Source organism: Streptomyces sp. NPDC002754 (genome assembly GCF_053592315.1).
The window spans coordinates 39,385-56,266 of the sequence record NZ_JBSFVM010000022.1 but is presented as its reverse complement, the minus strand read 5'-3'; the positions used below and the strand labels follow the sequence as shown (position 1 = coordinate 56,266).

At 68.1% G+C, this 16,882-nt stretch carries 19 protein-coding genes; 13 read left to right on the top strand and 6 right to left on the bottom strand.

Features of this window, described 5'->3' with window-relative positions; translation table 11 throughout:
* The first annotated feature begins 15 nt into the window (after positions 1 to 15).
* Positions 16 to 690 (top strand): RDD family protein, encoded by a 675-nt coding sequence (locus ACWD2L_RS30695; protein WP_351343907.1) that lies wholly within the window; start codon positions 16 to 18, stop codon positions 688 to 690.
* A 36-nt stretch (positions 691 to 726) separates the two neighbouring features.
* Here ACWD2L_RS30695 and ACWD2L_RS30690 read toward each other — a convergent pair whose 3' ends face one another.
* Positions 727 to 1,029, bottom strand: coding sequence for a hypothetical protein (locus tag ACWD2L_RS30690; protein ID WP_351343904.1), 303 nt, complete (start codon positions 1,027 to 1,029; stop codon positions 727 to 729).
* A gap of 315 nt (positions 1,030 to 1,344) precedes the next feature.
* Between ACWD2L_RS30690 and ACWD2L_RS30685 the strand changes: the two genes are divergently transcribed.
* Together ACWD2L_RS30685 and ACWD2L_RS30680 are read left to right on the top strand one after the other, a co-directional pair.
* Positions 1,345 to 3,783: an immune inhibitor A domain-containing protein gene (locus ACWD2L_RS30685; RefSeq protein ID WP_351343901.1), complete on the top strand. Its 2,439-nt coding sequence runs from the start codon at positions 1,345 to 1,347 to the stop codon at positions 3,781 to 3,783.
* Between the two features lie 124 nt (positions 3,784 to 3,907).
* Complete coding sequence (locus ACWD2L_RS30680; protein WP_351343898.1) at positions 3,908 to 4,234, top strand: hypothetical protein; 327 nt, start codon at positions 3,908 to 3,910, stop codon at positions 4,232 to 4,234.
* A 171-nt stretch (positions 4,235 to 4,405) separates the two neighbouring features.
* Here the strand turns inward: ACWD2L_RS30680 and ACWD2L_RS30675 are convergent, their stop codons facing one another.
* Together ACWD2L_RS30675 and ACWD2L_RS30670 are read right to left on the bottom strand one after the other, a co-directional pair.
* Positions 4,406 to 4,996 (bottom strand): isochorismatase family protein, encoded by a 591-nt coding sequence (locus tag ACWD2L_RS30675; protein ID WP_351343895.1) that lies wholly within the window; start codon positions 4,994 to 4,996, stop codon positions 4,406 to 4,408.
* Between the two features lie 104 nt (positions 4,997 to 5,100).
* Complete coding sequence (locus ACWD2L_RS30670; protein ID WP_351343893.1) at positions 5,101 to 6,429, bottom strand: nicotinate phosphoribosyltransferase; 1,329 nt, start codon at positions 6,427 to 6,429, stop codon at positions 5,101 to 5,103.
* Positions 6,430 to 6,508: 79 nt separating this feature from the next.
* Here ACWD2L_RS30670 and clpS point away from each other — a divergent pair, with 79 nt between their 5' ends.
* From clpS to ACWD2L_RS30635, 7 genes are all read left to right on the top strand, one after another.
* The gene (gene clpS / locus ACWD2L_RS30665) at positions 6,509 to 6,826 is read left to right on the top strand and encodes an ATP-dependent Clp protease adapter ClpS (RefSeq protein WP_351343891.1); all 318 of its coding nucleotides are present in this window, start codon (positions 6,509 to 6,511) and stop codon (positions 6,824 to 6,826) included.
* Between the two features lie 10 nt (positions 6,827 to 6,836).
* Positions 6,837 to 7,442 carry a DUF2017 domain-containing protein gene (locus tag ACWD2L_RS30660; protein ID WP_351343888.1) on the top strand — a complete coding sequence of 202 codons (606 nt, stop codon included), beginning with the start codon at positions 6,837 to 6,839 and terminating at the stop codon, positions 7,440 to 7,442.
* Between the two features lie 355 nt (positions 7,443 to 7,797).
* Entirely contained in the window at positions 7,798 to 9,234 is a 1,437-nt protein-coding gene (locus tag ACWD2L_RS30655) for an amino acid permease (protein ID WP_351343885.1), read from the top strand.
* Positions 9,235 to 9,308: 74 nt separating this feature from the next.
* The gene (locus ACWD2L_RS30650) at positions 9,309 to 9,725 is read left to right on the top strand and encodes a M67 family metallopeptidase (RefSeq protein WP_351343882.1); all 417 of its coding nucleotides are present in this window, start codon (positions 9,309 to 9,311) and stop codon (positions 9,723 to 9,725) included.
* 125 nt (positions 9,726 to 9,850) lie between these two features.
* Positions 9,851 to 9,952, top strand: a complete 102-nt coding sequence (locus ACWD2L_RS30645) for a putative leader peptide (protein ID WP_323179532.1) — start codon at positions 9,851 to 9,853, stop codon at positions 9,950 to 9,952.
* A 120-nt stretch (positions 9,953 to 10,072) separates the two neighbouring features.
* The gene (locus tag ACWD2L_RS30640) at positions 10,073 to 10,351 is read left to right on the top strand and encodes a MoaD/ThiS family protein (protein WP_351343878.1); all 279 of its coding nucleotides are present in this window, start codon (positions 10,073 to 10,075) and stop codon (positions 10,349 to 10,351) included.
* Between the two features lie 8 nt (positions 10,352 to 10,359).
* A complete protein-coding gene (locus tag ACWD2L_RS30635) occupies positions 10,360 to 11,310 on the top strand; it encodes a PLP-dependent cysteine synthase family protein (protein ID WP_351343875.1) in 951 nt (316 codons plus the stop codon).
* A gap of 78 nt (positions 11,311 to 11,388) precedes the next feature.
* Here the strand turns inward: ACWD2L_RS30635 and ACWD2L_RS30630 are convergent, their stop codons facing one another.
* The gene (locus ACWD2L_RS30630; protein WP_351343872.1) at positions 11,389 to 11,832 is read right to left on the bottom strand and encodes a type II toxin-antitoxin system PemK/MazF family toxin; all 444 of its coding nucleotides are present in this window, start codon (positions 11,830 to 11,832) and stop codon (positions 11,389 to 11,391) included.
* 256 nt (positions 11,833 to 12,088) lie between these two features.
* Here ACWD2L_RS30630 and ACWD2L_RS30625 point away from each other — a divergent pair, with 256 nt between their 5' ends.
* Positions 12,089 to 12,841: an MBL fold metallo-hydrolase gene (locus ACWD2L_RS30625; protein ID WP_351343869.1), complete on the top strand. Its 753-nt coding sequence runs from the start codon at positions 12,089 to 12,091 to the stop codon at positions 12,839 to 12,841.
* Positions 12,842 to 12,910: 69 nt separating this feature from the next.
* Here ACWD2L_RS30625 and ACWD2L_RS30620 read toward each other — a convergent pair whose 3' ends face one another.
* Together ACWD2L_RS30620 and ACWD2L_RS30615 are read right to left on the bottom strand one after the other, a co-directional pair.
* On the bottom strand, positions 12,911 to 14,161 hold the full coding sequence (locus ACWD2L_RS30620; RefSeq protein ID WP_351339914.1) for a PTS transporter subunit EIIC: 1,251 nt from the start codon (positions 14,159 to 14,161) through the stop codon (positions 12,911 to 12,913).
* 167 nt (positions 14,162 to 14,328) lie between these two features.
* Positions 14,329 to 15,612 (bottom strand): PTS transporter subunit EIIC, encoded by a 1,284-nt coding sequence (locus ACWD2L_RS30615; RefSeq protein ID WP_351339912.1) that lies wholly within the window; start codon positions 15,610 to 15,612, stop codon positions 14,329 to 14,331.
* Positions 15,613 to 15,802: 190 nt separating this feature from the next.
* Here ACWD2L_RS30615 and ACWD2L_RS30610 point away from each other — a divergent pair, with 190 nt between their 5' ends.
* Both ACWD2L_RS30610 and rph read left to right on the top strand, forming a co-directional pair.
* A complete protein-coding gene (locus ACWD2L_RS30610; protein ID WP_100593980.1) occupies positions 15,803 to 16,036 on the top strand; it encodes a glucose PTS transporter subunit EIIB in 234 nt (77 codons plus the stop codon).
* 88 nt (positions 16,037 to 16,124) lie between these two features.
* Positions 16,125 to 16,859: a ribonuclease PH gene (rph, locus tag ACWD2L_RS30605; protein WP_351339908.1), complete on the top strand. Its 735-nt coding sequence runs from the start codon at positions 16,125 to 16,127 to the stop codon at positions 16,857 to 16,859.
* Positions 16,860 to 16,882: the final 23 nt, after the last annotated feature.

Below are 16,882 nucleotides of genomic sequence, written 5' to 3'. Positions count from 1 at the left end.
CGTTCCACTCGGGCCATGAGCACCGAACCGCCACCCGGGTCCGGCCAGCCGCCGGACGACGACCCGTTCCGCAAGCCGCCGCCGACCGACCAGGGCGGCGGCTCGCCGTACGGCAGCCCCCAGAACCCCTACGACTCGGCGCCCCCACCACCGCCACCGCCACCGAACGGAGGCGGCTCCCCGCCCCCGTACGGCGGTGATCCCTACGGTGGTGGCTACGGCGCCGCCGACCCGCTCGCGGGGATGCCGCCGCTGGCCGAGAGCGGCAAGCGCGTCCTCGCGCGGATCATCGACATCATCCTCATCGCGATCGTCGTGGCCCTGCTGTCCTGGCTCTTCGGGGTCGGTCAGTACAACATCGACACCGACGACATGAGCACCGGCAAGCGGTTCGGCCAGTCACTGATCGGGGCCATTCTCTACATCGGCTACGACACGATCATGACGGCGAAGACCGGGCAGACGCTCGGCAAGAAGTGGCTGAAGCTGCGCGTCGCCAACCTGGGCGACGGCGCGACACCCAGCATGCAGACCAACCTGCTGCGCGCGGCCGTCCTGTGGCTGCCGGCCGTGTTCTGCTGTGCCTGCATCTGGACGGCGATCTGCGGCGGCTGGAGCTTCTTCGACAAGCCCTACAAGCAGGGACTGCACGACAAGGCGGCGAAGACCGTGGTGGTCACCGCCACCTGACCGAACACCGCACCGATGAACCGGCGGGTCCGTGCCTCACGGGCCCGCCGGTTCGCGTGCGCGCGAGGCCTCGGTCGAGGCCGAGGGGGAAGGGGAGGGCACCGTCGTGCTGAGGCGCTGCGCCGGTACCCGCTCGTCCGCGGCGGCCGCCCCCGCGGAGGGCTCCCGCTTGCGGGTCGGCACCGACATCGCCACGAACAGGCCCAGGATGAGGGCGGAGACGGCGATGACGGGCACGCCGGGCCCCGATTCCGTCCGGGACAGCAGAACCATGGCGATGGTGGAGCAGACGACGGTGGCCGATCCATAGGCCAGCTGAGCGACAGTCGGGCGAGGCATGGTGAGATCCGTCCTCGTGACATCGGGGGACTATTCGGACCTGTGCCCGAGCAGAGCACCCGGTAAGCATGCCCTAAGCACTGCTGCCGGAGCATGGGGGGCGCACGGAGTCACCGAGTCCGCCAAGTGGACGGCAAGGCGCGCCTGTTGCTCATGAAAACGGACACGGTCGGCGCGTCCGTATTTCGAACCGGGCGCTCTGCATAGTGCAGAACGATCGCCTCAGTCAAGGTCTGTTATTTCTCCTCTACTTCCGCTCAAATAGCGTCACTTGTGACGCGTGGCGCACACGCCACGGAGGAGGGGACCACTCAAGTGACCATCAAGAGACGGGCGTTGAGATCGGTCGCCGTGCTCGCGACCCTCGCCGCCACCGCGGCCACGGGCTCGCTCGCGGCGACCACCGCCCAGGCCGACACCCCGGCCGCGACAAGCGCGACTTCCGACGGAAAGACGTACGGGGGGAAGGGGCACGTCTTCGACGGCCCGTTCAGCAAGCAGCAGGAGAAGCAGCGGCAGGCCGCGCTGCAGCAGGTCCTCCAGGGCTCGTCGAAGGTCCAGGAGAAGCACGGCTCCAAGGTCGTGGAGCTGTCGAAGGGCAAGTACGTCGAGCTGGGCCGCGAGCGCACGGACAAGATCTTCACGATCCTGGCCGAGTTCGGCGACAAGGTCGACAACACCACCCTGGTGGACCGCGCGGACGACGACACCGACGAGCTGAAGCCCAAGTACGGTGGCACGCCAGGCCCGCTGCACAACCAGATAGCCGAGCCGGACCGTGCCAAGGACAACAGCACGGCCTGGCAGAAGGACTACAACTCCCAGCACTTCAAGGACCTCTACTTCGGCGACGGCAAGACGGCTTCGGGCAAGACGGCCTCGGGCAGGCCGGCCTCCGGCAACGGCGCCGAGTCCCTCAAGACCTATTACGAGAAGACCTCCTCGGGCCGCTACTCGGTCGAGGGCGAGGTCTCCGACTGGGTCAAGGTCGACTGGAACGAGGCCCGTTACGGCTCCAACTACTGCGGCGCCGACAACTGCCCGAACGTCGAGGACCTGGTCCGCGACGGCGTCAACGCCTGGGTCGCGCAGCAGAAGGCGGCCGGCAAGTCGGACGCCGACATCAAGGTCGACATGGCCCAGTACGACCAGTGGGACCGCACGGACCACGACAACGACGGCGACTTCAACGAGCCCGACGGCTACATCGACCACTTCCAGATCGTGCACGCGGGCGAGGACGGCTCGGCGGGCGGCGGCGCGCAGGGCGGCGACTCCCTCTGGGCGCACCGCGGTTACGCCTACTCCCGCGACGACGGCGAGAAGGGTCCGTCCGGCTTCAAGGCGGGCGGCACCCCGATCGGCGACACCGGCATCTGGGTCGGCGACTACACGATGCAGCCGGAGAACGGCGGCCTCGGCGTCTTCGCCCACGAGTACGGCCACGACCTGGGCCTGCCCGACCTGTACGACACGACGTACACCGGCGAGAACTCGGTCGGCTTCTGGTCGCTGATGTCGGCGGGGTCCTGGCTCGGCACCGGCAAGGAGTCGATCGGCGACATGCCGGGCGACATGACGGCCTGGGACAAGCTCCAGCTCGGCTGGCTGAACTACGACAAGGCGAAGGCCGCCACCAAATCGACGCACAAGCTGGGTGTCTCGGAGTACAACACCAAGCTCAAGCAGGCGCTCGTCGTCGAACTGCCGAAGAAGAACGTCACCACGGACATCGTGAAGCCCACCGAGGGTGCGCAGCAGTGGTGGTCGGACTACGGCGACGACCTGGACAACACGCTGTCGCGCACGGTCGACCTGACCGGCAAGAAGACCGGGTCCCTCGAACTCGACGGCTGGTACGACATCGAGAAGGACTACGACTACCTCTACACACAGGTGTCCACCGACGCGGGCGCGAGCTGGAAGACCGTCGACGGCACCGCCGACGGGCAGCCGATCCCGCGCGACGGCGGCGACAAGCCGGCGCTCACGGGCACCAACGGCAAGTTCCAGCACCTGAGTTACCCGCTGGACGAGTACGCCGGCCAGAAGGTCGACGTCCGCTTCCGCTACAAGACCGACGGGGGAGTGGCTCAAATGGGCTTCGCCTTCGACAACTTCACGGTCAAGGCGGACGGCGCGGACCTCTTCACCGACAACGCCGAGACGGAGCAGGCTGGTTGGACCGCACGGGGCTTCTCCCGCGTGGGCGCGTCCATCTCCGGCGACTACCCGCAGTTCTACATCGCCGAGAACCGCCAGTACGTCTCGTACGACAAGACCCTCGAGGTCGGCCCGTACAACTTCGGCTGGCGCGACGGCGGGGCCAAGCAGAACTGGGTCGAGCACTACGCGTACCGGCCCGGCCTCATGATCTGGCAGTGGGACACCTCGCAGCGCAACAACAACGTCGGCCAGCACCCCGGCAAGGGGCTGATCCTGCCGGTCGACGCGCACGCGAAGCCGCTGAAGTGGTCCGACGGCAAGTTGATCACCAACAAGATCACGCCGTACGACGCCGCCTTCGGCCACTACCCGGTCCCCGGTATGAAGCTCCACAAGCTGGGCGTCGAGACCAAGATCCCGGCGCAGTCGGGAACGCCGGTCTTCGACGATCACAAGGGCACGTACTGGTACGAGGAGAACCCCACGGGGAGCGTGCGCACAACTGACACCAACACCAAGATCAGCGTCGTGAAGCAGCCGCGGGACGGCTCCTCGATGACGATCAAGGTGGGCCCCTCGGGCAAGTAGAACGGTAAACCCGCAGGTCAGAAACGTATCGGCCGCGACCCTCTAGCGGGGTCGCGGCCGGTCGTGTTTAGGTGCGTCCTGTGAGTTCCTTATTGACACTACGTCTCACGGGGGTGTGACAGTCATGTCCGCAGGAGGGTTCTGCAAGCTGCCGGGAGGCACCGTGGTGGTCGCTCTGACGCTGCCCGCGCCCGGCTCCGCCGACGGTGCTGTGCGGGTTCTGGTGCACGCCGCGAACCGGCCCCGGGCCCTGACCCGTCTGCGCAATCTGGGGCTGCGTGCGGTCTACCTCCGCGGCAACGCGCACCCGCCGACCCCGGACGAGATAACCGCCGTCCTCCACCACCCCGACGGCCTCATCTGGCGCACGGCGCCGGACGCCCGCTCGGGCGAGCTCTGGCACCCGATACGCGCGCTCCTCCCGGGAAGGGTCAGCGCGGCAGGCGCCTGATCAATCCCCCACCCCACCCCTTCCCGAAAGTCCTGCCGGACGGGCCTGCTCAATCGCCGCAGGGGCTGTAAGCAGCCCTGCCGGGCGGGCCTGCTCAATCGCCGCAGGGGCTATAAATAGCCCCGCTCTTGTGACGAGAGCCCGCGGGGTCCGGGGCGGAGCCCCGTGGTGTCAAGCGACGACGGGCTTGCCTGTGAGTTCCACGCCGGCCGAGCGCAGCTCGTCGAGTGCCGCCTCCGTGGAGGAGGCCGCAACCCCGGCCGTGAGGTCGAGCAGCACCTTCGTACGGAACCCCTCTCGCACCGCATCCACGGCAGTGGCCCGAACGCAGTGATCCGTCGCGATCCCGACCACATCCACCTCGGACACCTCCCGCCGACGCAGCCACTCCGCCAACGGCACCCCGTTCTCGTCCGCCCCCTCGAACCCGCTGTAGGCGGCCGAGTACGCCCCCTTGTCGAACACGGCATCGATCGCGCCGGAGGCGACCGCGGGGGCGAAGTTCGGATGGAACCCCACCCCCTCCGTCCCCGCGACACAGTGCCGCGGCCAGCTGTGCACGAAGTCCGGCGCCTCCGAGAAGTGCTCACCGGGGTCGATGTGATGGTCACGCGTGGCGACGACGTGCTGGTAGCCCCCGCCGCCGGCCTGCCCGACAAGATCGGTGATCGCGGCAGCGACATCGGCACCCCCCGCCACCGCGAGGCTGCCGCCCTCGCAGAAGTCGTTCTGCACATCCACGACGATCAGGGCGCGACGCATGATTGCTGTCCTTCTGCTTGGAGACTACGAGCGTAGAAGCTTCAAGTGCGTTGCGGGAGAGGGCATGGGGGGGCGCTCAGAGGACGACAGGCCCTGGACGAGTCCTAGACGTACTCGGTCGGAATCACCGGCTCGCCCCGCGACAGCTGCGTGGCCGACAGCGGCAGCAGATCGCGCGCCGCGATGTGCCGCTCGCGCACCGCGTCGAGCGGCTCGCGGGACAGCACCTCGCCGCCCTTGACCAGCTCGACGAGGAGCTGCCGGTCGGCCAGCTCCGCCGGGACGGCCCCCGTGCCGATGACCTCGGCCTCCGCGACCCCGTCCGCGTCCGGCCGGCGCGCGGCCCACTTGCGGCCGCCGACCGACGTCTTCCCGCCCGCCGACTTCTTCGCCACGGCTACCAGGGGCGCCTCCGGGTCGGCGGACTCCGCGCGCGCGACCAGCTTGTAGACCATGGAGCAGGTGGGATGCCCGGACCCGGTCACCAGCTGCGTACCCACCCCGTACGCGTCCACGGGCGAGGCGGCGAGCGAGGCGATGGCGTACTCGTCGAGGTCGGAGGTGACGACGATCCTGGTGTTCTCGGCGCCCAGCTCGTCCAGCTGCTGGCGCACCCGGTGTGCGACGAGCAGCAGGTCACCGGAGTCGATCCGGACGGCGCCCAGCTCCGGCCCCGCGATCTCGACGGCCAGCGCGACCGCCTCCTGCACGTCGTACGTGTCCACGAGCAGCGTCGTCCCCTTGCCCAGGGAGTCGACCTGGGCCCGGAAGGCGTCCCGCTCGGTGTCGTGGATCAGCGTGAAGGCGTGCGCGCTGGTGCCGACGGTCGGGATCCCGTACCGGAACCCCGCCGCCAGGTCGGAGGTCGTCGCGAACCCGCCCACGTACGCGGCGCGCGAGGCGGCCACGGCGGCCAGCTCGTGCGTGCGGCGCGCGCCCATCTCGATCAGCGGCCGCTCGCCGGCGGCCGAGGACATCCGGGACGCGGCCGCGGCGATCGCCGAGTCGTGGTTGAGGATCGAGAGGATCACCGTCTCCAGGAGCACGCACTCGGCGAAGGAGCCCTCGACGCGCAGCACGGGGGAGCCGGGGAAGTAGACCTCGCCCTCGGGGTAGCCCCAGATGTCGCCGGAGAACCGGTAGTCCGCGAGCCACCGGAGCGTCGGCTCGTCGACGACGTCGCGCTCGCGCAGGAAGTCGAGCATGGCCGCGTCGAAGCGGAAGTTCTCGACGGCGTCCAGGACGCGCCCGGTGCCCGCGACGACGCCGTAGCGGCGCCCCTCGGGCAGGCGCCGGGTGAATACCTCGAAGACCGAGTGCCGGTCGGCGGTGCCCGCGTGCAGCGCCGCCTGCAGCATCGTCAGCTCATAGTGGTCGGTGAAGAGCGCCGTCGACGGAACGTCCACCGGCAGGCCCAGGTCCGCTGTGTTCATACGAGGGATGCTACCCCCGATTAACGTCAAGGTGACGATTTCTGGTCCGTTTGTGCGTGGGGCGGGTGGTGGTGGCAGCATGGGCCCTGTGACGGCTCCAGCACCCCTTGAGATCGAAAGGCCCGAGACGACGGAGGACGTGTCCGTCGTCCCCGAGCCGGACGTCCCCTGGATCACGCTCGTCCACAACGATCCGGTGAACCTCATGAGTTACGTGACGTACGTCTTCCAGTCGTACTTCGGGTACTCCAAGGACAAGGCCACCAAACTGATGATGGACGTGCACCAGAAGGGCCGGGCCGTCGTCTCCGCGGGCAGCCGCGAGGAGATGGAACGCGACGTGCAGGCGATGCACGGATACGGGCTGTGGGCCACGCTTCAACAGGATCGGAAGTAGCAGCATCCCGATGCCAGGACATTTCGAACCGATCCCCGGCGGCGGCGCGGCCGTCGCCCTCGACGACGTCGAGATCTCCATCATCCGCTCGCTCGCGGTGCAGCTCCTCGAGCTGGTCGGTCCCGGACCCGGCGGCGAGGTGAGCGAGGACCCGCTCGCGGAACTCTTCGCCGAGGGGCCGAGCGAACCGCCCTCCGACGCGGTCCTGCGCCGCCTCTTCCCCGACGCGTACGGCGGCCCGGGCGCCGAGGGCGAAAGCGCCGAGGACGCCGACGAACTGCGCGCCCATTCCTCGGAGTTCCGCCGCTTCACCGAGAACGATCTGCGGGCCGGCAAGCGCGAGGACGCCCTCGCCGTGATCCGCACGCTCGACCTGCTCAGCCCGGCGGGCGACGGGGGAGCGGTCCTCAAGCTCTCGCAGGCCGAGTCCGTCCAGTGGATGCGCGCGCTCAACGATCTGCGCCTCGCGATCGGCACCCGCCTCGACATCACGGACGAGGAGGACACGGACCTCCTCTACCGGCTCCCGGACGACGACGCGCGCAAGCCGATGGTGATGGCGTACCTGTGGCTCGGCGGGCTCCAGGAGACCCTCGTCGAGACCCTGACGGCCTGACGTCGGGGCCCTGACGAACCGACGGCCGGTCAGGTTGTGCTGTTCGCTCAGCGGGCCCTCAAATCCGTATAACGATCCCGTCACCGCACCCACCCACATTGCGGAGCGGTGATTTGTTTTGTCCTGTTCTTCCAGTGGCATGCGCCACACGCGCCTCGGCCGACCCCGAAGAACGCCGTGATAAATCTTCACGACCACCTGACGGACGCCACCCCTGTCCTGTCAGAGGGCGCCCCGACCGGCCGACCGCCGGTAGGCACAAAGCTCCATCCATCCAGGGGCCCAGACCCCAAAGGATCGTCACAGTCGATCCGAGCCGAGTACGGCACGGATCGGCATGGAGAAAGGCGCACAAATGACCTCAGTGCAGGTCGACGAGCAGCACGACGGCAATGAGGCCGCGCAGGCCGAGACCGACGAGGGTTACAAGCGGGGACTCGGGGCCCGGCAGATCCAGATGATCGCCATCGGCGGCGCCATCGGGACCGGCCTCTTTCTCGGCGCGGGCAAGGGCATCTCCAAGGCGGGGCCCAGCCTGATCCTGGCGTACGCGGTCGCCGGCGTGGTCATCTTCGTCATCATGCGGGCTCTCGGCGAGCTCCTCATGTACCGCCCCGTGTCCGGCTCCTTCTCGGAGTACGCGCGCGAGTTCATCGGCCCCTTCGCGGGCTTCGCCACCGGCTGGACGTACTGGCTCTTCTGGGTCATCACCGGAATGACCGAGGTCACCGCGGCGGCCACGTATATGACGTTCTGGTGGGACATCCCGCAATGGGCGTCCGCACTCGTCTTCACCGTCATTCTCTACGGCGCCAACCTGATCTCTGTGAAGCTCTTCGGTGAGCTGGAGTTCTGGTTCTCCACCGTCAAGGTCACCGCCATCATCGGCATGATCCTGATCTGCGCCGGCATCCTCACCATCGGATTCTCCGACGCCGGTGACACCGCCTCCCTCACCCACCTGTGGGACGTCGGCGGCTTCTTCGCCGGTGAGAACGGCATCGGCTCGACGCTGATGACCCTGCAGATGGTGATGTTCGCGTTCCTCGCGGTCGAGCTCGTCGGTGTCACCGCGGGCGAGGCCAAGGACGCCAAGAAGGTCCTGCCGAAGGCCATCAACACCGTGCCGTGGCGCATCGCCGTCTTCTACGTCGGCGCTCTGATCATGATCCTCTCGGTCGTGCCGTGGACGTCCTTCAAGGCCGGCGAGAGCCCGTTCGTGCACGCCTTCGACAAGATGGGCCTGGGCGTCGGCGCCGCCATCGTCAACTTCGTCGTGCTGACCGCCGCGCTGTCCTCCTGCAACTCGGGCATGTACTCCACCGGCCGCATGCTGCGCGACCTCGCGCAGAACGGCCAGGGCCCGAACTTCTTCACGAAGCTCAGCAAGAACGGTCTGCCCGTCATCGGCACCACGTTCTCCGCCGCGATGATGCTGGTCGGCGTCTGGATCAACTACCAGTGGCCCGGCGAGGCGTTCAACTACGTCGTCTCCTTCGCCACCATCTCCGGCATGTGGGCCTGGATCATCATCCTGATCTGCCAGATCCGCTACCGCCTCAAGTCCGACCGCGGCGAGCTCCCGAAGTCCGAGTTCCGCGCGCCCTGGGGCATCTGGGTCAGCGGCCTCGCGCTCGCGTTCATCTTCATGGTCATCGTCCTGATGGGCATCGACCCGGACGCGCGCGTCTCCCTGTACGCGGCCCCGGTCTGGGCCGCGATCCTCGGTGTCGCGTACTTCTTCCTGAAGAAGCGCAACCCGCAGAGCGCCGCCTTCGCGAAGCGCACCTGACGCTCTCGTCTCACCCATTGGGCCGCCGCATACCGGGATCCGGTATGCGGCGGCCCTCTGCTTATCCTGGCCGCATGCTGAAGATTTCCCAGACCCTCGTCGACCAGATCGTCGAGCACGCCCGCAAGGACCACCCCGACGAAGCATGCGGCGTCATCGCCGGCCCGGTCGGTGAGGGCCGCCCCGAGCGCTTCATCCCGATGCTGAACGCCGCCCGCTCGCCCACGTTCTACGAGTTCGACTCCGGTGACCTGCTGAAGCTCTACCGGGAGATGGACGACCGCGACGAGGAGCCGGTGGTCATCTACCACTCGCACACGGCCACCGAGGCGTACCCCTCGCGCACCGACGTCACGTACGCGAACGAGCCGCACGCCCACTACGTGCTGGTCTCCACCGCCGACGCCGACGACGCGGGCCCCTTCCAGTTCCGCTCGTACCGCATCGTCGAGGGCGAGATCACCGAGGAAGAAGTCGAGATCACCGCCTGAAAGACGGCCCCGAACCCCGCCCGAGAGACGACCCCGACCTCGGAGTTCTCATCCACCGGACGCATTTCGACCGCATGGTGAGATCACATTCCGGGATCCGGACCGGGAATCGATACGATGAGCCCATGGTTTCCCACGACGTGAGCGAAAAGACGCCGGGCATGCTGCTCGTGGCGCGGCTGCACGTCGACCTGTGCCGCCTCGCCAGCGCCATCTGTCCGCGCTGAGCCGGACCGCCGGGCACCCCTCGAGGACCCGCAGCTCCCGCCACCCACGCACCTGACCGGAACCGCCCGCGCCCCGGCGCGCTCACCCACACGACTTCCGACTCCCGACAGGAGCCCAGCATGGCCATCGAGGTCCGCATCCCGACCATCCTCCGCACCTACACCGACGGCGCGAAGGCCGTCGAAGGCGCCGGGGACAACCTCAGCGAACTCTTCGCCGACCTGAACACCCGGCACGAGGGCATCGCCGACCGCATCGTGGACAACGGCCAGCTGCGCCGCTTCGTGAACGTCTACCTGAACGACGAGGACGTCCGCTTCCTCGACGGCATCAGCACCAAGCTCACCGACGGCGACAGCATCACGATCCTGCCGGCCGTGGCCGGCGGAATGCGCTGAGCGGGCTCATGCGCTACGACAGCCCGCTGGCCGCGGTGGGCAACACCCCCCTGGTGCGCCTGCCGCGGCTCTCGCTCTCCGACGACGTACGGATCTGGGCGAAGCTGGAGGACCGCAACCCGACCGGCTCGATCAAGGACCGCCCCGCGCTCCACATGATCGAGCAGGCCGAGAAGGACGGCCGGCTCACCCCTGGCTGCACCATCCTCGAACCCACCTCCGGCAACACCGGCATCTCGCTCGCGATGGCCGCCCGCCTCAAGGGCTACGACATCGTCTGCGTCATGCCGGAGAACACCTCGCAGGAGCGCCGCGACCTGCTCGCCATGTGGGGCGCCGAGATCATCCCCTCGCCGGCCGCGGGCGGCTCCAACACGGCGGTCCGCATCGCCAAGGAGCTGGCCGAGCAGCACCCGGACTGGGTGATGCTCTACCAGTACGGCAACCCGGACAACGCGGGCGCGCACTACGCCACGACCGGCCCGGAGGTCCTCACCGACCTCCCGTCCGTCACACACTTCGTGGCGGGTCTCGGCACCACCGGCACGCTCATGGGCGTCGGCCGGTACCTGCGCGAGCACAAGCCCGACGTCAAGATCGTCGCGGCCGAGCCGCGCTACGACGACCTCGTCTACGGCCTGCGCAACCTGGACGAGGGCTTCGTCCCGGAGCTGTACGACGCGTCCGTCCTGACCACCCGCTTCTCGGTCGGCTCGGCCGACGCGGTGACCCGCACGCGCGACCTCCTCCAGCAGGAGGGCATCTTCGCGGGCGTCTCCACGGGGGCGGCGCTGCACGCGGCGATCGGCGTGGGCAAGAAGGCGCTGAAGGCGGGCGAGTCCGCCGACATCGTGTTCGTCGTCGCCGACGGCGGCTGGAAGTACCTGTCGACGGGCGTCTACACGGCCGCGACAACGGAAGAAGCGATCGAGGTCCTGCACGGCCAGTTGTGGGCGTAGCCCACTGTTTCCGCCTTTCCGTGGTTGAGGACGCGGGGCTCCGCCCCGGACCCCGCTCCTCAATCGCCGGAGGGGCTTTTAACGGCCCAGGTGCCGCACCTGGTCCCACAACCCCGGATCGATCACCCCGGCCGGACGCCGAAAATCCCCCACCGGCACCGAGCGAAGCTCATCCGTCTCCAGGAAACTCGCCCGCCCGTGCGCATCCCCCACGGACCCCGGCGGCAACGCGATCACACCCGGCCGCTCGTCGTGATACCGACTGGTGATCTTCGCGACGGTCGCCACGCCCCGTCGTACGGACAGCACCAGACACGGCCGGTCCTTCCCACCGGGCCCGTCCTCGTACGGCACAAGGGCCCACCAGATGTCACCCGGCTCGGGCCCCCGCGCGTGCGCGTCACGCGGCACATGCCGATCCCGGCGACGGAGCCGGGAGCCGCGCCCCCACCCGTCGACCAGCGTCGCGACGAGCGCGAGCAGTACGACGGCAGCGAGCGCGAGCCACCAGGACGTGTCCATAGGCATGACGGTACCGGTGGGACCCGCGGGGTGCTCCCGCGGCCCGTAAGCGGCCCGTAAGCGGGCCGAAAGCCCTCCGAACCGGTGACAGCACAGGTGAGTTCGCCCACAACAGCCCGTGACGGAGGAGCCACCCGCCCTTTTGCGCCTTACGCTCGACTGACCCCCTCGGGCCTGCCCCGGCACAGGCCCCGGCCTGACGGCCCATGGCTCCACCCCGCATTTCCGACCGCCAGCGCGGAGGTTGAAGGCTCTTATGAAGCTCACCGTCGTCGGCTGCTCGGGGTCGTTCCCGTCCGCGGATTCGGCCTGCTCGAGCTACCTCGTCGAGGCCGACGGCTACCGGCTGCTTCTCGACATGGGCAATGGCGCCCTCGGCGAGTTGCAGCGCCACGTCGGTCTCTACGACCTCGACGCGATCTTCCTCTCCCACCTGCACGCGGACCACTGCATCGACATGTGCGCGTACTTCGTCGTGCGCTACTACCGCCACGACGGCGGCCGTTGCGAGCCCATGCCCGTCTACGGACCCGAGGGCACCGAGCAGCGCCTGACCACCGCGCACGCCGACACGCCCTCGGCCTCCGCGTTCAGCGAGGTCTTCGACTTCCACACCGTGAAGCCGGGCTCGTACGAGATCGGGCCGTTCTCCGTCCGCATGGAGAAGGTGTGCCACCCCGTGGAGTCGTACGCGATCCGGATCGAGCACGGCGGGCGCGCCCTGACGTACTCCGGGGACACCGGGCCGTGCGCCGCGCTGGACGAACTGGCGGAGGACAGCGACCTGTTCCTGTGCGAGGCCGCGTTCACGCACGGCAAGGAGAACATCCCGGCGCTGCACCTCAACGGCCGAGAGGCGGGGGAGGCGGCGCAGCGCGCCCGCGCCCGCAAGCTCGTCCTCACGCACATCCCGCCGTGGACCGACCCGCAGGTGAACCTCGCGGACGCGCGCGCGGTGTACGACGGCCCGGTGGAACTGGCGGCGCCGGGACGTACGTACGAGATCTGAGCGGGCATGCGCGAAGGCCCCGGAACCCATCGGGTTCCGGGGCCTTCGCGCATGCCCTGCCGGTGAGGCTCACGCCTTGGTGAGGTCCTCGACCTCCTCCTCGGGCTCGCGGCCCGGGGTCTTGAGGTCGAACTTCACGATGGCGAAGCGGAAGACCACGTAGTAGAGGACGGCGAAGACCAGGCCGATCGGAATGATCATCCATGGCTTGCTCGCCAGGTTCCAGTTCAGCGCGTAGTCGATGAAGCCGGCCGAGAAGTTGAAGCCGTCGTGTACGCCCAGGCCCCACGTGATCGCCATGGACGCCGCCGTGAGCACCGCGTGGAGCACGTACAGGACCGGCGCGATGAACATGAACGAGAACTCGATCGGCTCGGTCACACCGGTGACGAACGAGGTCAGCGCGAGCGAGACCATCATGCCCATCACGGCCTTGCGGCGCTCGGGCCGCGCGCAGTGCGCGATGGCGATCGCGGCGGCCGGCAGGCCGAACATCATGATGGGGAAGAAGCCGGACTGGTACATGCCGGCGCTCGGGTCGCCGTGCAGGAAGCGCGGGATGTCGCCGTGCCAGACCTGGCCGGCCGAGTCGGTGAAGTCACCGAGCTGGAACCAGGAGACGGTGTTCACGAACTGGTGCATGCCCACGGGGATGAGCGCGCGGTTCACTCCGCCGAAGAGCGCCGCACCACCGGCGCCGAGGCTGGTCATCCAGTCGGCGAAGCTGGAGATGCCGTTGCCGATGGGCTCCCAGACCAGTCCGAAGAAGACGCCGATGACGATGCCGACGAAGGCCATGATGATCGGGACGAGCCGGCGGCCGTTGAAGAAGCCGAGCCAGTCGACCAGCTTGGTGCGGTGGAAGCGCTGCCACAGGATCGCGGCGAGCAGACCCATGATGATGCCGCCGAGGACACCCGGATCGTTGTACGTCGCGGCGACGTCCTCGCCCTTCTTGACCACCGCTTCGGTGACCGGGAAGGCTTCAAGGACCTTGCTGTAGACGAGGAATCCGACGACGGCGGCGAGCGCCGTCGAGCCATCGGACTTCTTGGCGAAGCCGATGGCCACACCTATGCAGAACAGGATCGGCAGGGCGCCGGTCAGGGCACTGCCCGCGTTGTTGAAGACCGCGGCGACCTTGTCCCAGCCGAGGCCGTCCTTGCCGAAGATGTCGTCCTGGCCGAGCCGCACCATGATGCCCGCGGCAGGAAGCACCGCGATCGGCAACTGCAGGCTGCGGCCCACCTTTTGGAGGCCCTGGAACAGGCCGGAACCCCGCTTCTTCGCGGGGGCCGCCGTAGCGCTGGCGGTGCTCATCAACTTCCTCCATGAAAAGCAGATGGTCTACACCACTCAGTGGTGTAGACCATGTTGTAGCACGATGAAGGCGGGATAAGGAACCCTCGAATCCCGCACCCGAAGGGCCCCCTGACCGAGTGGTCAGGGGGCCCTTCGCGGAGAAGCCCGTGGACGAGCCGAAAGCGTTATGCCTTGGTGATGTCCTCGACTTCTTCCTCGGGCTCGCGGCCCGGTGTCTTGATGTCCCACTTCGTGATCGCGAACCGGAAGATCACGTAGTAGAGGACGGCGAAGACCAGGCCGATCGGAATGATCATCCATGGCTTGGTGGCCAGATTCCAGTTGATCAAGTAGTCGATCAGACCCGCGGAGAAGCTGAACCCGTCGTGCACCCCGAGCGCCCAGGTCACCGCCATCGACACACCCGTCAGGACCGCGTGCACCGCGTACAACGCCGGCGCGATGAAGACGAAGGAGTACTCGATCGGCTCGGTGATACCCGTGACGAACGACGTCAGCGCGAGCGACAGCATCATGCCCGCCACCACCTTGCGCCGCTCGGGCCGCGCACAGTGGACGATCGCCAGACACGCCGCAGGCAGGGCGAACATCATGATCGGGAAGAAGCCCGACTGATAGATGCCCGCGCTCGGATCCCCGCTCAGGAACATGTTGATGTCGCCGTGCACGGTCGTCCCGTCGGGCTTCGTGTACGAGCCGAACTGGAACCACAGCGGAACGTTGAGGAACTGGTGCAACCCGATCACCAGCAGCGCCCGGTTCGCGACACCGAAGATGCCCGAACCGATCGCGCCCAGACTCTCCAGCCAGTTCGAGAAGCTCTCCAGGCCGTCACCGATCGGAGGCCAGATCCACAGACACAGCGCCGCGAAGAGAATGCCGACGAAGGCCATGATGATCGGGACGAGCCGGCGGCCGTTGAAGAAGCCGAGCCAGGACACCAACTTGGTGCGGTGGTACCTGACCCAGAAGAACGAGGCCAGGAACCCCATGATGATGCCGCCGAACACCCCGGGATTCTGGAACGTCGAAGCGGTCACGGCCCCGTCCGCCAGGCAACCCGTCGCCACCGTCTTCGTCCCGCCCGGACAGTCGATCGGGAACTGGTGCAGCACGCCCCGGTAGACGAGGAAACCCGCCACCGCCGCGAGAGCCGTCGAACCGTCCGCCTTCTTGGCCATGCCGATCGCGACACCGATGCAGAAGAGCAGCGGCAGACCGAGGTCGGCGTCGAGCAGCGCACCACCCGCGCCCGAGAAGACCTTGGCGACATTGGTCCAGCCGAGACCGTCATCGCCGAAGACATCCGGCTGGCCGAGACGGTTGACGATGCCCGCCGCCGGGAGGACGGCGATGGGCAGTTGAAGGCTGCGCCCCATCTTCTGGAGCCCCTGGAAGAAGTTGCTCCAGGGGCTCGGTCGTGGTGCGGCGGCAGCGTTCGCGCTCATGGGCGTCCTCCCGGAACAAGCCACGTTTGGCAGTAGTTGGATACTGGTGTAGACCAGTCGCGGGGACGGGTCGGTCCGTGCTCGTCATCTTTCGTCACGGGTGGGTTCACCGCCCGCGAAGATGGGCCAACCGTGGGTTACCGTGACAAAGCGGCCCAGAGGCGGGCCCGGAGAACACAGGGAGAACGAAATGGCCACGAAGGCAGAGAAGATCGTCGCCGGCCTCGGCGGACTCGACAACATCGAAGAAGTCGAGGGCTGCATCACCCGCCTGCGCACCGAGGTCATCGACCCGTCCAAGGTCGACGAGGCCGCACTCAAGGCCGCCGGCGCCCACGGCGTCGTCAAGATGGGCACCGCGATCCAGGTCGTCATCGGCACCGACGCCGACCCCATCGCCGCCGACATCGAAGACATGATGTGACCCGCCACTGACCGGCACGGTCCACCACCGAAGGCCCCGCCCCACACACCCGGGCGGGGCCTTCGGCACACCCGATACGCTCCTCCCTATGTCTCGCATCGACGGCCGCACCCCCGAACAGCTCCGCCCGATCACCATCGAACGCGGCTGGAGCAAGCACGCCGAAGGCTCCGTCCTCGTCTCCTTCGGAGACACCAAGGTCTTCTGCACCGCCTCCTTCACCGAAGGCGTCCCGCGCTGGCGCAAGGGCAGCGGAGAGGGCTGGGTCACCGCCGAGTACTCGATGCTCCCGCGCTCCACGAACACCCGCGGCGACCGCGAAGCCGTCCGCGGCAAGATCGGCGGCCGCACGCACGAGATCAGCCGCCTCATCGGCCGCTCCCTGCGCGCCGTCATCGACTACAAAGCCCTCGGCGAGAACACCATCGTCCTCGACTGCGACGTCCTCCAGGCCGACGGCGGCACCCGCACCGCCGCCATCACCGGCGCCTACGTCGCCCTCGCCGACGCCATCACCTGGGCCCAGGGCAAGAAGCTCATCAAGGCCGGACGCAAGCCGCTCACCGGCACCGTCTCCGCCGTCTCCGTCGGCATCATCGGCGGCGTCCCCATGCTCGACCTCCCCTACGAGGAGGACGTGCGCGCCGACACCGACATGAACGTCGTCTGCACCGGCGACGGCCGCTTCGTCGAGATCCAGGGCACCGCCGAGGCCGAGCCCTTCGCCCGCGACGAGCTCAACTCCCTTCTGGACCTCGCCGTTTCAGGCTGCGACGAGCTCGCCGCCATCCAGCGCAAGGCCCTGGAAGAGACCCTCTCCTAGGCCCCCACCTGGGTAAAGAACTC

What these genes read in the sequence shown, in the direction of transcription:
- ACWD2L_RS30695 (WP_351343907.1), top strand. Translation starts at nt 16, where the DNA reads ATGAGCACCGAACCGCCACCCGGGTCCGGCCAGCCGCCGGACGACGAC.
- ACWD2L_RS30690 (WP_351343904.1), bottom strand. Translation starts at nt 1,029, where the DNA reads ATGCCTCGCCCGACTGTCGCTCAGCTGGCCTATGGATCGGCCACCGTC.
- ACWD2L_RS30680 (WP_351343898.1), top strand. Translation starts at nt 3,908, where the DNA reads ATGTCCGCAGGAGGGTTCTGCAAGCTGCCGGGAGGCACCGTGGTGGTC.
- ACWD2L_RS30675 (WP_351343895.1), bottom strand. Translation starts at nt 4,996, where the DNA reads ATGCGTCGCGCCCTGATCGTCGTGGATGTGCAGAACGACTTCTGCGAG.
- ACWD2L_RS30670 (WP_351343893.1), bottom strand. Translation starts at nt 6,429, where the DNA reads ATGAACACAGCGGACCTGGGCCTGCCGGTGGACGTTCCGTCGACGGCG.
- clpS (WP_351343891.1), top strand. Translation starts at nt 6,509, where the DNA reads ATGGGCCCTGTGACGGCTCCAGCACCCCTTGAGATCGAAAGGCCCGAG.
- ACWD2L_RS30660 (WP_351343888.1), top strand. Translation starts at nt 6,837, where the DNA reads ATGCCAGGACATTTCGAACCGATCCCCGGCGGCGGCGCGGCCGTCGCC.
- ACWD2L_RS30655 (WP_351343885.1), top strand. Translation starts at nt 7,798, where the DNA reads ATGACCTCAGTGCAGGTCGACGAGCAGCACGACGGCAATGAGGCCGCG.
- ACWD2L_RS30650 (WP_351343882.1), top strand. Translation starts at nt 9,309, where the DNA reads ATGCTGAAGATTTCCCAGACCCTCGTCGACCAGATCGTCGAGCACGCC.
- ACWD2L_RS30645 (WP_323179532.1), top strand. Translation starts at nt 9,851, where the DNA reads ATGGTTTCCCACGACGTGAGCGAAAAGACGCCGGGCATGCTGCTCGTG.
- ACWD2L_RS30640 (WP_351343878.1), top strand. Translation starts at nt 10,073, where the DNA reads ATGGCCATCGAGGTCCGCATCCCGACCATCCTCCGCACCTACACCGAC.
- ACWD2L_RS30635 (WP_351343875.1), top strand. Translation starts at nt 10,360, where the DNA reads ATGCGCTACGACAGCCCGCTGGCCGCGGTGGGCAACACCCCCCTGGTG.
- ACWD2L_RS30630 (WP_351343872.1), bottom strand. Translation starts at nt 11,832, where the DNA reads ATGGACACGTCCTGGTGGCTCGCGCTCGCTGCCGTCGTACTGCTCGCG.
- ACWD2L_RS30625 (WP_351343869.1), top strand. Translation starts at nt 12,089, where the DNA reads ATGAAGCTCACCGTCGTCGGCTGCTCGGGGTCGTTCCCGTCCGCGGAT.
- ACWD2L_RS30620 (WP_351339914.1), bottom strand. Translation starts at nt 14,161, where the DNA reads ATGAGCACCGCCAGCGCTACGGCGGCCCCCGCGAAGAAGCGGGGTTCC.
- ACWD2L_RS30615 (WP_351339912.1), bottom strand. Translation starts at nt 15,612, where the DNA reads ATGAGCGCGAACGCTGCCGCCGCACCACGACCGAGCCCCTGGAGCAAC.
- ACWD2L_RS30610 (WP_100593980.1), top strand. Translation starts at nt 15,803, where the DNA reads ATGGCCACGAAGGCAGAGAAGATCGTCGCCGGCCTCGGCGGACTCGAC.
- rph (WP_351339908.1), top strand. Translation starts at nt 16,125, where the DNA reads ATGTCTCGCATCGACGGCCGCACCCCCGAACAGCTCCGCCCGATCACC.